The sequence below is a fragment of the Nocardiopsis nanhaiensis genome, from assembly GCF_054778635.1.
This window is the reverse complement of the sequence record NZ_BAAGZJ010000128.1, coordinates 1-14,051: the sequence shown is the minus strand read 5'-3', so window position 1 is coordinate 14,051 and position 14,051 is coordinate 1. Positions and strand designations below refer to the sequence as shown.

At 71.4% G+C, this 14,051-nt stretch carries 9 protein-coding genes; 5 read left to right on the top strand and 4 right to left on the bottom strand.

Going from position 1 to position 14,051, the window contains the following annotated elements:
• Positions 1 to 108: 108 nt before the first annotated feature.
• The 4 genes from ACYVD1_RS33290 to ACYVD1_RS33275 all read right to left on the bottom strand — a co-directional run bounded on the left by ACYVD1_RS33290 (position 109) and on the right by ACYVD1_RS33275 (position 4,968).
• Positions 109 to 798, bottom strand: a complete 690-nt coding sequence (locus ACYVD1_RS33290) for a hypothetical protein (RefSeq protein WP_460778459.1) — start codon at positions 796 to 798, stop codon at positions 109 to 111.
• A 42-nt stretch (positions 799 to 840) separates the two neighbouring features.
• A complete protein-coding gene (locus ACYVD1_RS33285) occupies positions 841 to 2,370 on the bottom strand; it encodes a hypothetical protein (RefSeq protein WP_460778458.1) in 1,530 nt (509 codons plus the stop codon).
• Positions 2,371 to 2,630: 260 nt separating this feature from the next.
• Complete coding sequence (locus tag ACYVD1_RS33280) at positions 2,631 to 4,034, bottom strand: nucleobase:cation symporter-2 family protein (RefSeq protein ID WP_460778457.1); 1,404 nt, start codon at positions 4,032 to 4,034, stop codon at positions 2,631 to 2,633.
• 301 nt (positions 4,035 to 4,335) lie between these two features.
• On the bottom strand, positions 4,336 to 4,968 hold the full coding sequence (locus ACYVD1_RS33275; protein ID WP_460778456.1) for a restriction endonuclease: 633 nt from the start codon (positions 4,966 to 4,968) through the stop codon (positions 4,336 to 4,338).
• A 313-nt stretch (positions 4,969 to 5,281) separates the two neighbouring features.
• On the opposite strand from ACYVD1_RS33275, the gene ACYVD1_RS33270 reads away from it, so the two are divergent.
• The 5 genes from ACYVD1_RS33270 to ACYVD1_RS33250 all read left to right on the top strand — a co-directional run bounded on the left by ACYVD1_RS33270 (position 5,282) and on the right by ACYVD1_RS33250 (position 13,929).
• Positions 5,282 to 6,856, top strand: coding sequence for a TIGR02677 family protein (locus tag ACYVD1_RS33270; RefSeq protein WP_460778455.1), 1,575 nt, complete (start codon positions 5,282 to 5,284; stop codon positions 6,854 to 6,856).
• Positions 6,856 to 8,373, top strand: a complete 1,518-nt coding sequence (locus ACYVD1_RS33265; protein WP_460778454.1) for a DUF2398 family protein — start codon at positions 6,856 to 6,858, stop codon at positions 8,371 to 8,373. The genes ACYVD1_RS33270 and ACYVD1_RS33265 overlap by 1 nt, the downstream gene beginning before the upstream one ends.
• On the top strand, positions 8,370 to 12,581 hold the full coding sequence (locus ACYVD1_RS33260; RefSeq protein WP_460778453.1) for a TIGR02680 family protein: 4,212 nt from the start codon (positions 8,370 to 8,372) through the stop codon (positions 12,579 to 12,581). Before ACYVD1_RS33265 ends, ACYVD1_RS33260 begins: the two co-directional genes overlap by 4 nt.
• A 122-nt stretch (positions 12,582 to 12,703) precedes the next feature.
• Positions 12,704 to 13,672, top strand: a complete 969-nt coding sequence (locus ACYVD1_RS33255; protein ID WP_460778452.1) for a bile acid:sodium symporter family protein — start codon at positions 12,704 to 12,706, stop codon at positions 13,670 to 13,672.
• Positions 13,673 to 13,743: 71 nt separating this feature from the next.
• Positions 13,744 to 13,929, top strand: a complete 186-nt coding sequence (locus tag ACYVD1_RS33250) for a hypothetical protein (protein ID WP_460778460.1) — start codon at positions 13,744 to 13,746, stop codon at positions 13,927 to 13,929.
• The last annotated feature ends 122 nt before the right edge of the window (positions 13,930 to 14,051 follow it).

The window sequence follows — 14,051 nt, the reverse complement described above, 5'->3', positions numbered from 1 at the left end:
GAGTCTGTACCAGGTCCTGGAGGTGCTCCAGGGGGTGCTGCTGTGCTGGACCGGCGTGTGTTCCACCTGTCACCGGCCGCTCGCACAGCAGCACCCACCCGACACGAGTTAACAAAGTACTACTAGGTCCGTGCCCCGGTAGAACACATCCGGACGGATCCGTCCCAGTTCCTGGGTGAACCGGACCATGTTCTCCTGTGCGTTGTAGCCCGGTGCACCGATGCGCACCCAAGGCGACGGGCCGTCGGCCGGTTCCGGGGCCTGGGATCTGCGGTTCTCGGAGTACACCCAGCGGTCGTCCTCGTCGACCTCGGAGCAGAGGTAGACGTCCAGTCCGGGGCGCAGCACGCGACGGGAGTTGTGTCGGCTCGGGGCGGCCTCGCCGAACCAGCCTCGCCACGCGCTTACATATTTCACTTGGTCCCAGTCCACCGACCAGGTCCTGGCCGGTCGCCACCCCATCCGGTATCGGGTGAGCGTCAAACCCTTCCTGTTCACGGTCACCTCGCGGACGGTCCGTCGACGGATGTGCTCTCTTACCACCCAAACGATGACCGCGAAGTAGGGGGCGCTCACCACCAGGGCCATCCACACCGCCCCCGAAGTGTCTTCGTGCCAGAGTGTTTCCCAGATGCTGATGTCGCGGCGTGCCATGAAGTAGGGCACGCTCAGGACCGCGGCCGAACAGAACAGGGCCCAGAACACCCCCAGGGTGGGGACCAGTGACCACCCGGCCCAGGGGGCCGAGCCGCGGATCCGCACCCGGGCCGCGCCGTCGTTCAGTTCGTCATCCGCCATGCGTCACTTTCCGGATCGGGAGCGGGAGGGCCCCGCGCATGCTCACAGCGCGTCGGTGGACGAGGACCGGTCCAGGCCGTCGAAACCGTGGCACAGGTCGGGGCGGAACAGCTGGATGGCCCGCCCCAACTGCGCGAGCGGGACCTCGGTCGGTGCCGGCCCGCCCTGGTCGTAGTCCTCCCAGATCAGCTTGGCCGCCACCGTCTCCCCGGGGTGGTTGAGCAGCCGGATCCGGGTCGCGGGGAAGGCCACCAGCGCTTCCAGCGCCGCGGAGTCCGGTTCGGTGCGCTCGTCCTTCAGGAGGCCCATCCGGTTCCACGCGTTGGGTGTGCCCAGGTCCTGGGGAGCCAGGTAGATCTCCAGGGTTCTGACCCGGCCCGATTCACCGGTTCCGGGGGGATGGTGACGGAGGTCGCGGTGGTCGTCATCGTGCCGTTTCCCGATCGCGGTGCTGCGCACCACCACGGCCTGGACCCGGTCCCAGGGGATGCGTTCCTCGATCCGGTGCCAGACCCACATCCGCTGCCGCAGGGTGAATTCCAGCCCGTCCGGTCCCACGCGGATGCTCCGCGGGGCGAGCTGCATGGGCGAGTAGAAGAGCTGCACGATCAGGGTCATGGCGGTCAGGAGCAGGGCTATGTGGGCCAGCGTGTCCATCGCCTGGGACGCCGGTGCGGACCACCACCAGAGGTAGGAGAGGGCAGTGGCGGTGATCAGGCCACCCGTCACCGCCGACCACAGTCCCCAGCTCCACTGCTGGTCGATGAGCACCGGGGTGGTCGGGGGAGTGCGGCCGCCTCCGGCCGCGGAAGGTCCTGCTCCCGGTTCCGGGATCGACTGCCCGGGTTCGGGCCACTGAGGCTCGGAACGCTCGGATGCTCGGCCCGGCGGTGTGTACCACTGCTCTTCCGCCAACCCTCGGTAGAACAGGTCCGGGCGGATCGCTCCCAAGGTTTCTGCCAACCGGATGACCGCCTCCTGCGAGGTCTGGTCGGCACCGCCGATTATGACCCGACGGGACGAGGTGCCGGACTCGCTCCTGGCGGGCCGTTTCCCGGCGACGACGCGCCGGTCTTCCTCCGCCACGTCGGCGAACAGGTGGATGTCCAGGGCCGGGCGCAGCACGCGGTGCTTCCGACCTTTGTGGCCGTGTCTGTCGCTCTCACCGAACCAGGCCTGGCGCGCGCTGACGTAACGCACACGGTCCCAGTTCACGGACCAGGCCCGGGCGGGCAGCCGCCCTTTGCGGTGCCGGGTCACCGTCAGGCCCTCCCGGTCCACGGCCACCTCCCGTTCGGCGCTCTGGTGCGGCTGGTCGCGCAGCATCCCGTAGACGGTCGGGGGCAGGACAGCGGTCAACAGGAGGACGAACCACGCACCGACGGCGGTGTCCTCGTGCCACAGCAGGTCCGCCAAGGAGTTCTCCGGCTCGGCCAGGAACGCGGGCACCGTGTACGCCAGCGCGGGCAGGGCGAACAGCGCCCAGAACGCGCCCAGGCAGCCGAGCGCGGCCCACCCGTCCGTGCTGTACACCTGCCCCAACCGGACCCGGACCCCACCGCCGTGCTCCATGGCGTTCCTGACCTGCCTTCCGTTCGTCCCGTCGACCGGCGGACCCTCAGGAGTTGCTCAGCCGGTTCCTAGGGTCCGATGAAGCCTGCTGCGCGGTGGTTCCGTCCTGATCCGGATTCTTCCCGTCGGTCGACGAACCGCTACGCCACCAGCGGTTCCGGGCCCGTGGGCCCGTTGAATCCGCCCACTCCGCCGCGGGGCCCGTTCCCCTGTCGGGGACAGCTGCGCCACGAACGCTCCACGCCCGCTCCGGGAGCGGATCAGTTCCCCGGAGGGCCTTCCCCGGCCGGGGCCTGCGCCGGAGCGGTCCGTGCCCGGCGGTGCTGCCCCAGGATGTTGAAGAAGACGTTGAGGAGCAGCGCCGAGGCCGCGGCGGTGACGATGCCCGAGTGCAGGATCATCGACGCCCAGTCCGGGAAGCCGTCGAAGAACTCGGGCGCGGCGATGGACAGGACTCCGAAACCGAGGGCGACCGCCACGATCAGCAGGTTGTGGTTGCCCTCGTAGTCGACCTTGGCCAGGGTCTGGATGCCGGCGGCCGCCACGCTGCCGAACAGCACCAGCCCGGCGCCTCCCAGGACCGGTTCCGGGATCATCGCCACGACCCTGCCCAGGATCGGGAACAGGCCCATCGCCACCAGGAACGCGCCGCCGGTGGCCACCACGTAGCGGCTCTTGACCCGGTTGAGCGCGATCAGGCCCACGTTCTGGCTGAACGTGCTGCCGGGGAAGGAGTTGAGGAGCGGGCCGATGATCGCCGTGGCCGCGTCGGCGCGCAGGCCGTCGGCCAGGCGCCTCCCGTCCACCTTGGTGCCCACGATCTGGCCGACCGCCAGGATGTCGGCGACGCCCTCGGCGAGGATCACGATCATGACGATGCACATGGTCACGATCGCCGCGATCTGGAACTCGGGCGGGCCGAAGTAGAAGGGCTGCCCGACGGAGAAGACCGGTCCGTCGGCGACCGCACCGAAGTCGACCTGTCCGAAGGCGGCGGCGAGCAGCGTGCCCAGCAGGAGGCCGAGCAGGATCGCCATCCTGTTCCAGGCGCCGGGCAGGACCTTGGACAGGATCAGGATGATGAGCAGGGTGGAGGCCGCCATGCCCATAGCGCTGTTGGCAGGCACACCGGTCTCGCTGTCTCCGGTGATCCAGCCGACGGCGACCGGCAGCAGGGTGATGCCGATGACGGTGATGACCGTGCCGGTGACCACCGGCGGGAAGAACCGGATGAGGCCGGCGATGAACGGCACGACCAGGATGCCGAACACTCCGGCCGCGATGGAGGCGCCGAACACGGCGGGCAGGCCGCTGCTCTCGCCGATCGCGGTCATCGCGGTGACCGGGACGAAGGAGATCCCGATGACGAGGGGCAGGCGGGCGCCGAAGCGCCACACGCCCAAGGTTTGCAGGAGGGTCGCCAAACCGCTGACCAGCAGTGCGGCACTGATGATCATGCCGGTTTCCACGGTGGTCAGGCCCACGGCGGCCGCGACGATGATCGGCGGGGTGATGACGCCCGCGTACATGGCGAGGATGTGCTGGATGCCGTAGGCGGCCATCAGCTGTGCGGGCGGTCTCTCGTCCTCGGGGCGTGCGTCGGCGGCGGCGCGAGGGCTCTCCGGGTCGGGTTCCCCGTCTGCGGCGGTGCTGCGGAACTTCATCGTGGGACCTTCCGGGTCGGTGGGGTGGACGCCGCCCCGCAGGCAACTACCGCCGAATGACAGCGGGTGGACGGGGGTGTTGCCACGTGGTCAACTCATCGGGTGTCCGGGGCATGGGCCGCGACCGGTGTGAACTTTTGCCGCAAAGTACCATTTCGGAACAATCGAGGGTCCGAAGAAGCGGGTGGGGAAGATCCACGACACCCACAGCAGATTGAGCACGACGGCATGGAAGTGCCAGCCCTCCGCATAGGGACTCGTTGGTATACGGAACCGCCTGCTTCCGTCGTACTCCGCCCGGTCATGTTCGCGGCCCTTCCTGACCCGCTCCGCCACTGCCACCGCCCGGGTGGCGGTCCTCCCCGGCGCGCGGTAGCTCCGGGGCGCGTTCCCCGGCCATCCACAGGCCCAGGTCGTGCCGGTCCACCAGGACCATCCCGTCACCTGCCTCGCGCACGGCCTCCCGGGTGAATCCGTTCGAGGCGACGAATACCCCCACGTGGCCCCGGTGCCCTCCGGCCAGCGCGCCGAGGAAGGCCCGCACCTCGTTGGGCGGGACCGGCCTGCGCCAGCGCTTGCACTGCACGGCCACGGGCCTGCCGTCCGGCGCCTGGGCCCGGATGTCCACCCCGCCGTCGGAGGCGCCGCCCACCACCGTCACCCGCGTGTACCCGTGCACGCGCAGCAGCCGGGCGACGTGCTCCTCGAAGTCCCTGCCGGACATGGTGTCGATCCCGGCGATGCCGGTGCGCGAGACGATCCACCGTTCCCTCGCCAGCCGCAGGCGGGTCCGCAGCCACCAGGCCAGCGCGACCGCCGCTACCACGGCCACCGCGCCCGCGCCCGCCCACACGAGCGGGCGTTCGGCGTTGTCGTACACCCACACCAGGACCAGCAACAGCCCCACCATGGCCAGCGGCAGGGCGTCCCGCAACTTCCGAGCCCACCTCCGTGCCCGGCTCCGGCCCCGGGTTCGCACCTGCCGACCCTGCCTGCGCCGAGCGCTCACGTTCCTCCTCGCGGTGGGGCAATTTCGGGCACATACTTCCATAGGCGCCCTACTCCTCCGCCACGAGTGACCGATCCGACCGCCGCCCGGCCCCGGACCGGGGGCGAACGGTCCCCGGGCACTGCCACAATGGCTCAGGCACCTTCCCGCCGCATACGGGCTCCGGGCCGGCGGGGGTGCCCGCACGCGCGCGATACGCGGCTGAGGGGTCGACGGGCAGAGCACGGGGGTTGGAACGGTGGCCGAGCGCAGGGCGCTGGATCTGGACGCGCTCGCGGTCAGCGACCGCTTCCGGCTGTTCAATTTCACCCGGCGCGACGATCACGTCACCTACCTGTGGATCCTGCGCGCCGTGGACCGCCTCCGCGAGGTCCACCGGGTCCAGGTCGGCGCCGACGAGGTCGAGGCGACCCTGCGGGAGCTGGCCGCAGTGCACGCGGAGGCGCCGGTGGTCCCGGCCCAAGGCCTGCGCGGCCGCCTGGACGAACTCGCCGCCGACGGTGTGGTGCACCGCTTCGACGACGCCTCCCGCGCGGGCACCCTGGCCAGCTACCGCAACCGCCAGTCCGTCTACCAGTTCAGCGAACTCGGCTACCGCGCCTACCATGCGGTGGAGGGCGTCCTCGGCGCCCGCGTGGACGACGTCAACCTGTCCCGCCTGGTCTTCTCCGAAGTGCTGGAGGACCTGGGGGCCTTGGCCGAGGCCAACCGCACCGGCCGGGTCGAGGACGTCTACCGGCGCCTGTCCCGCCTCGACTCGGTCATGGAGGACATGGGTCGGCGCTCCGCCCAGTTCCACGTGACCCTCGGCGAGATCCTGCGCTCCACGGAAGCCTCACCGGAGGTCTTCCTGCGCCACAAGAACGCCCTGCTCGTGCACATGTCGGACTTCATGGCGGAGCTCGACCGCTACCTTCCCCGACTGGACCGCGCGGTCCACGAGGTCGAGGCCACCGGCCTGACCACGCTGCTCGCCCGCGCCGCCGACGCCGACGAACGCCTCTTCATGGAACGGGCCGAACGCCTGGAGGACTGGTCGCGCCGCTGGTGGGCCCTGCGCGCCTGGTTCGCGTCCGAGGGCGGGGCACCCACCCGGGCCGCCGAACTCGGTCAGGCCACCAGGTCCGCCGTGTCCGGGGTGGTCGCGCTCCTGCGCCAGATCACCGAGGCCCAGCGCGGCGGCGTCAACCGCTCCTCACAGCTCCGGCACCTGGCCGCCTGGGTGTTCGACACCCCCGACGACGGCTCCGCGCACGCCCTCATGGGCGCGGCCTTCAACACCCGTTCGGCGCGCCACCTGGGTGTGGCCCACGAGGACGGCGACGAGTTCTCAGCCTCCGAGTCCTGGCACGACGCGGCCGGCGTGGAAGTCTCCGTCACCCTGTTCCGCAACGACCGGGCGCCCACAGCGGGCGTGCCCAAACCGGTACGCCGGGACCGGGGGGCCCGCGGGGAACTGCGCCGCCAGCAGAGCGAGAGCCGCGAGACCGAACGCGCCTCCGCCGAACGCTTGGTCGACGAGGGCGCACACGGCCGCGTCCTCGACGACAGCGACACCAAGATCCTGCTGCGCCTGGTCACCAAGGCACTGGAATCGCGGTCCGTGGTCGCCGGACGCCTGAGCTCGGCCACCGGGGACGACGCCGGAACCCTCGTGCGGCTCGTTCCCTCGGAACAGGGCAGCGTCGTCCGCACGCGGCGGGGCGACCTGCACCTGCCCGGCTTCCGCCTGGAAGTCTCCGCCCGCACCCGCGGAGCCCGCACTCAGAGCGCCCGCACCCGCGGCGCCCGCACGAACGGGAAGGCGAAGTAATGGCCAAGTCCCGCCGCCCCCGCGTCGCGGACGTGGACCTGGGCACGTACCAGCAGGCCGTGCGCAAGGTCTTGACCTGCGACGTCATCACCGCCTCCCGTCCGCGCCCGGGCGTGCTCGAACAGGTCCTGTTCTGGGCCGACCAGATGGCCGAGGACCTGCGCGCCCTCTTCGGGTACCGGCTCATCGCCACCACCGACCACGTACGGCTGGTGCGCGAACTCGACCTGCTCGACCCCACCCAGCGCCAGAACTTCGCCCGCAAGGGCAAGCCCTTCGACCGGCGGCGCCTGGCCTACCTGTGCCTGGTCCTGGCCTCCTTCCAGCGCTCCCAGGTCGAGATCAGCCTCGGCGACCTCGTCCACCGCTTCACCCCCTCGGCCAACGAGATCGACGGCCTGGGCTACGACCCCACCGACTCCACCCACAAGGCCGCCCTGGTCGACGTGGCCCGCTGGCTCCTGGACCGGGGCGCCCTCCACCTGTCCGACGGCTCTGTGGAGGCGTGGGCGCGCGGCAGCGAACAGGCCGACGCCCTCTTCGATATCGACCACGAGATCTGCGGGATCCTCTTCCGTCCCTCCCGCCCGGTCCAGCACCTGCACAGCGCCGCCGGGCTCCTCAACGACCCCCTCGGACCGGACGCCGCCCCGGAACGCGCCGCCCAGCGCGCCCGCCGCCTGCTCCTGGAGTACCCGGTGGTCTACTACGCGGACGTCGAACCCGAAGTCGCGGCCGCCCTGCGCGCCAAGGGGCCGGTCACGGAGGTGGCGCGCCTGACCGGTCTGAAACCGGAGCGCCGAGCCGAGGGGGTCCTGCTGGCCGACCCCGCCGGAAACTTCACCGACCGCGCCTTCCCGGGCAGGGGAGGGGCGGTCACCCGCGCGGCCGGGCTGCTGCTGGCGCAGGTCGCCACCTACTTCGAGGAGTCCTGGGCGGCCCTGACCCACTTGCCCGCCCCCGGCCCCCTGCACGAGTACACCGACCTGGTGCGGCGGGTGGACTCCGGGCTGCCCAGGGAAGAGGTCGTAGCCGAACTGGCCTGGGAGCGGCCCGAGCACGCACCGCGGGCAGGCGAACCCGCCACCGCGCCGCTGGTGGAACGCGAGCGCCTGGAGGAGATGGTCGCCGACCTGTTCGGGGAGTTCGGTGCCGCCTCCTTCACCGTGGCCTGGCAGCGCGACCCCCACGGCCTGCTCGACGCCGCGCTGGACCTGCTGACCGACCTCTCCCTGGTCCGGCCGGTGCCCGGCGGGGTCCTGGTCGCGCCCGCGGCCCTGCGCTACCGCAATATCCGGGGTGCGCTGCCCGAGCGGCCCGACACGGGCCTGCTGCCGTTCGGTCCCCTGGAGCCCGGCACCGGGCAGGACGCCGACCCGCACGCCGAGGCCGCGTCCGACCCCGAGACCGAGCACGAAGACGACACCGCGCACGAAGTCGGCACCGAGCACGGAGACGACACCGTGTCCGAACCCGACACCACGTCCGCCCCCGTAACCGAGGAAACCGCGCCATGACCCGCAGGAGCGACCGCTTCCAGCCCAACCGAGCCGGGATCGTCAACGTCTGGGACTACCTCGACGAGGAGTTCGCCTTCGCCGACGGCCGCCTCGTCCTGCGCGGCCACAACGGATCGGGCAAGACCAAGGCGCTGGAAGTCCTGTTCCCCTTCGTCCTCGACGGCTACACCGACGCCCGCAGGCTCGACCCCTTCAGCGGCCAGAACCGCACCATGAAGTCGAACCTGCTCTACCGGGGACAGGAGTCCGAGTACGGCTACGTGTGGATGGAGTTCGCCCGCGCCGCCGCCGACGACGCCGACGCCGACGGCCCCGAACCCGAGACCGTCACCCTCGTCATCGGCCTGCGCGCCCACCGCCACCGCGACGGCGTCACCCCCTCCTTCTTCGTCACCGACCAGCGCCTGGGCGTGGACTTCGGGCTGCTGTCCACCGACGACCGCCCGCTCACCGAACGCCAGCTCAAGGACGCCCTCGGCGAGGACGCCCACCACGGCAGTGCCGCCGACTACCGCAAGGCCGTGGACGCGCGCCTGTTCGGGCTGGGCGACCGCTACATCCAGCTCCTCGACCTCCTGCTCGCCCTGCGCCGCCCCCTGCTCGCCAAGGACCTGGACCCGGAGAAGGTCTCCCACACCCTCACCGGCGGCCTGAGCCCGCTCGACGACACCCTCATCGACCAGGCGGCGCGCGACTTCGCCAACCTCGCCGCAGTCCAGAGCCGCTTCGCCGCCGCCACCGCCTCCCACGAGGCCGCCCGCGAATTCAGCGCCGTCTACTCCGACTACCTGGCGGCCAACGCCCGCCACCGCCTCTCCCGGGTGGCGGCCGCCACCGAGCAGGCGGGCACCCACGCACACACCGTCACCGAAGCAGCGGAGAGGCTGAAACAGGCCACCGCCGACCGCGACCAGGCCCGGGCCCGCGCCGAGGAACTGGACAAGCACGCCGCGGAACTGGCCGCCGAACGCGACACCCTCCGCCAGCACGAGACCCTCCGCGACCAGCAGGCCCTCCAAGTCAGAAGGGCGGGCAACGAGGAACGCTCCCGGCGCGTCGCCAGCCAGGAGGAGCGGGTCCGCGGCCAGGAAGCGGAGATCACCCGCCTCAACGGTGAGGCCGCCCGCGTCGCCGACCGGGTCGACCGCGAACTCACCCGCGCCGAAAGGCTGCGCGCCGACCTCACCGGGGCCGCCGAACGCTCCGGCATCGTCCACGACGCCGAAGGGGAAGCGGACACCGGCGACGACCTGCCCGAGACCGCCAAGGCCAGGTCCAGCGCCCGACTCGACGACGTCCGGGCCGTCCGCGAACACCTCCGCGACCAGGAACGCGCCGAGGAGGTGCGCGGCCGGGCCGAAAGCGCCGCATCCCGTGCCGACGAGACCCTCGGGGAACACGAGAACGCCTGCGCCACCGCGGAGGAGGACCTCGCCGCACGGCGCCGGGACGCCACCGAAGCCCTGGACGCCTGGTCCCGGCGCTGGGACATCGTCGGCCCCGAAGGCCCGCGTGACCTGCACCGGGCCCTGGACACCTACGGAGAACCCGGCACACCAGCACTCGTCCAGGTCTTCGACGAACTCGTGCACGAGCGCCGCCTGGACACGGCCACCCGCGTCCACGGGCTGGAAACGCAACGGGACAGCCTGGCCCAGGAGCTGTCCGAAGCCAGGAGCGAACGGGACCACGTCGCCGCCGAACGCGACGACGCCCCGCCCGCCGACCCCCTGCGCCCCGCACCCCGAGAGGGCAACCCCGGCGCGCCCCTGTGGCAGCTCGTGCGCTTCCGCGACGACCTGCCGGACGAGCACGGGGCCGCCATCGAGGGCGCCCTGCACGCCGCCGGACTGCTCACCGCCTGGATCCACCCCGACCCGGCACTCACCCTGCGCGCCCTGGACAGGGGCGACGCCGACGCCTACCTCCTGCCCGCCGGTACCCGTCCCTCCGGGCCGACCCTGGCCGACGTACTGACCCCCGAGACCCAGGACCGCGTACCAGCCGAGGCCATCGACGCCTTCCTTGCCGCCGTCCCCCTCACCACCGGGGAAGGCGGCCCCGCCCCCTGGGGCGTGGACACCCGGGCCCGCTTCCGGCTGGGCCCGCTCGTCGGCGCCCACCCCAAACCCGTCGCCGAGTTCATCGGCGCCACCAACCGCGCCCAGCGCCGACGCGAACGCCTGGCCGCCTGCGACGCCCGCATCGGCGAACTCGCACACCGCCACACTGAACTCGACGAGCGGCTCTCCCTCGCCCGCGAACAACTCGGCGACTTCGACCGCGCCCGCGCCGACCTGCCCGAAGCCACCGACGTGGCCAAGGCCGTGCGCGCGCTGGAACACCACTCCACCCTCCTGGCCTCGGCCCGAGCCGCCCGCGCCGAAGCCCGCCGCGAACTCGACGCCGCCGTCGCCGAGGTCGACGCCGAACGCCGCCGGGTCCGCGCCGCGGCGGCCGAACGCGCCATGCCCGCCAGCGCCGAGGACGTCGACGCCGTCGCCCAAGCTGTCGAAGCCTTCCAACAGGCCGCCAACGACCTGTACTCCGTCCGCGCCGACATCGCCGAATACCGCCGCGACCTCGACGAACGCCGGGACACCGTCACCCGGCTGAGCGAAGCGCTCGAGAGCGACCGCGCCGAACTCGACGACGCCCGCGAACACCACGAACGCGAAGCCACCGAACTGGCCACCCTCGAGGCCGCCATCGACGCTCCGGCACGCGAACTCCTCGACCGCCTGGAGCGGACCGAGGCCGAACTCCGCCAGGCCAGGGAACAGCACCGCGACGCCGAGAAGGAGGCCTCCGAAGCCCACGACATTGCCGTGCGCTCCGAAACCCGGCGCGACAGCGGCGGCGAGTCGCTCACCGGAGCCCTAGGCACCCTCTTCGAGCACGCCGCCGCCTTCTCCGCGCTCACCCGGCCCGCCGTGCGCGCGGTCCTGGACGTCGACACCACCGGCACCTGGCCCTCCCCGGAACAGTGGCCCGAGCCCGAAGAGGCCGCCAGGCGCCTGGTGACAGGAGAGGCGGACACCGTCCAGGACACCCTCCCCGACAACGCGGCCGCGCTCATGGAGGCCCTGGCCGCCGCGGTCGGCACCGGCAAGGTCGGCGACAGCGAGCTCAAGACCGCCGGAACCCGCATGTCCCAAGCTCTGAGCACCTTCCAGGAGGCGCTCGGCGGCGACGCTGAAGGCTACCGCGTCGACCACGAGATCGGCGCCAGCGGACTGGTCACCGTCCACGTCAACGACGAGAACGGGCGCACCCCCGTCTCCGCCTTCACTCGGGCAGTTGCCGCACGCGTGGCGGAGCAGGGCGCACTCCTGCGCGAAGAGGAGCAGGGGGTCCTCGAGGACGAACTGCTCGGCGGTATCGCCCAGCAGATCCACGAACGCGTCCGCACCGCCAAACAGCTGGTGCGCGCCATGGACCGTGACACCCGCGCCCGGCCCATGTCCTCCGGCACGAAGGTGGGCATCCGCTGGTCGCGCTTCGACGGGCTCACCGACCACCAGCGCAAGGCGACCGAGCTGGTGCGCCGCGACGGCGCCGGACTCGGGCCGCGCGGCCTGGGCGAGCTGCGCGGTGTGCTGCGGAGCATGATCCGCGACTACCACGCCGCCCACCCCCGGGCCGGCCACAAGCAGGTGCTGTCCGCCGTGCTCGACTACCGCACCTGGTACCGGTTCGAGCTGCGCCTGGCCGTGCCCGGCAAGGACGAGGTCACCCTCACCAAGAACAAGCACGAGCAGATGTCGGGCGGCGAGAAGTCCGCCGCCATCCACCTGCCGCTGTTCGCCGCGGCCAACGCCCTGTACTCCTCGGCCGCGCCCACCTGCCCCCGCGTGGTCGCCCTCGACGAGGCCTTCGCGGGTATCGACGACCGGTACAAGCCCGAACTCATGGGCCTGACCGTCACCTTCGACCTGGACATGTTCATGACCGGCCACGACCTGTGGGTGCACTACGACAGCGTTCCCATGGCCGCGCACTACGACATGCACCACGACAAGGCCAGCAACACCGTCTCGGCCCTGCTCATGCTCTGGGACGGCGAGCAGACCCTGGACGCCGACGCCGGGTTCTCCGGAAACGAGGAGCTCGCCACGGAACTGCTCGGCCTCGCCCCGACCCGCTACGTGCCCCAGTCCACCGCCGGGACCCTGCTCGCGGAGACGGGAACGGACGACACCTGAGTTCGGCGGGTACGCAGCCCGCACCCGTTCCCCGACCAGGACAGGTCGGCGCCCGAGGAGTAGTGTGCCGGTAGCCCGGCCACAGCATCCTCCACCGGGCACGACGCGGAAAGAAGTACACGATGAGGGTCATCAAGCAGATCGCCGACTTCGTCGGCAAGTGGTTCGCGCTCCTGGTCCTGGCGGGAGCGGTGGTGGGCCTGGCGGCACCGGCCCAGACCTCCCTCGTCGCGCCGCACGTGTCCCTGCTGCTGGGGATCATCATGTTCGGCATGGGGCTGACCATGCGCCCGGTGGACTTCGCGATCGTGGCCAAGCACCCCAAGGCGGTCCTGTTGGGCGTGGCCGCCCAGTACACGGTCATGCCCCTGCTCGGCTGGGGCATCGCCCACGCGCTCAGCCTGCCGCCCCTGCTGGTGGTGGGCATGGTCCTGGTCGGTTCGTCACCCGGCGGCACCGCCTCCAACGTCATCGTCTACCTGGCCCGCGGCAACGTGGCGCTCTCGGTCGCGATGACCTCCATCTCCACGATGCTGGCGCCCTTCGTCACGCCCCTGCTGGTGCTGGGCCTGGCCGGTTCGACCCTGCCGGTCTCCGCGGGAGAACTCTTCCTGTCGATCATCCAGGTCGTGCTGCTGCCGGTCATCGCCGGGCTGCTGCTGCGCACCTTCGCCGACCGCTTCGTCGAACCGGTCCTGCCGCTGATGCCGCTGGTCTCGGTCACCGGCATCGTGCTGGTCGTGGCCGGCGTGGTGGGCGCCAACGCCGACGCGGTGGTGACCACCGGCCTGCTGCTGGCCCTGGCCGTCATCCTGCACAACACCCTGGGCCTGGCCCTCGGCTACCTCATCGGGTTCATCGGAAGGCTGCCGGACACCGGCAAGCGGGCCCAGAGCGTCGAGGTCGGTATGCAGAACTCGGGCCTGGCCGCGAGTTTGGCCACCACCCACTTCGAACCGCTCGCCGCTCTGCCCGGTGCCCTGTTCTCGGTCTGGCACAACCTCTCCGGTGCCGTCGTCGCCACCTACTGGGCGCGCAAGGCCCCGAGGGACGCCGAGCCCGAGCCGGAGAGCGCCGACCGGGACTCCTGAGAAGCGGACCGCCCCGGGTTGCCCCGAGTGGCAGCCCCGTGGCAAGCTCAGCCCACCGACAGCCCACCGGCATGACAAGGACGCAACACGTGGCCGCCCGAAAGAAGAAGAACCGTAATCCGGGACGCGGCAGGAACGAGATCCACCGGGGCCCGACCCGCGACCCCGGGCCCACGGGGAACGTGGGCTGTTACTTCATCTTCTTCGCGATGCTGGCCATCGGCCTGGTCGTGCTGCTCCTGGAGCTCTTCACCTAGTGTCCTGAGTCGTTAATTCGTCGGCAGTACGAAGCAAGGGATTCGAGGATCTCCTCGGCCGTCTTGTGCCACACATAGGGTCGAGGGTCCTCGTTCCACACCCTGATCCAGGAGTGGATGTC

Bases quoted from the DNA above. Each gene is read 5' to 3' on its own strand.
- ACYVD1_RS33290 (WP_460778459.1), bottom strand. From the start codon at position 798: ATGGCGGATGACGAACTGAACGACGGCGCGGCCCGGGTGCGGATCCGC.
- ACYVD1_RS33285 (WP_460778458.1), bottom strand. From the start codon at position 2,370: ATGGAGCACGGCGGTGGGGTCCGGGTCCGGTTGGGGCAGGTGTACAGC.
- ACYVD1_RS33280 (WP_460778457.1), bottom strand. From the start codon at position 4,034: ATGAAGTTCCGCAGCACCGCCGCAGACGGGGAACCCGACCCGGAGAGC.
- ACYVD1_RS33265 (WP_460778454.1), top strand. From the start codon at position 6,856: ATGGCCAAGTCCCGCCGCCCCCGCGTCGCGGACGTGGACCTGGGCACG.
- ACYVD1_RS33260 (WP_460778453.1), top strand. From the start codon at position 8,370: ATGACCCGCAGGAGCGACCGCTTCCAGCCCAACCGAGCCGGGATCGTC.
- ACYVD1_RS33255 (WP_460778452.1), top strand. From the start codon at position 12,704: ATGAGGGTCATCAAGCAGATCGCCGACTTCGTCGGCAAGTGGTTCGCG.
- ACYVD1_RS33250 (WP_460778460.1), top strand. From the start codon at position 13,744: ATGACAAGGACGCAACACGTGGCCGCCCGAAAGAAGAAGAACCGTAAT.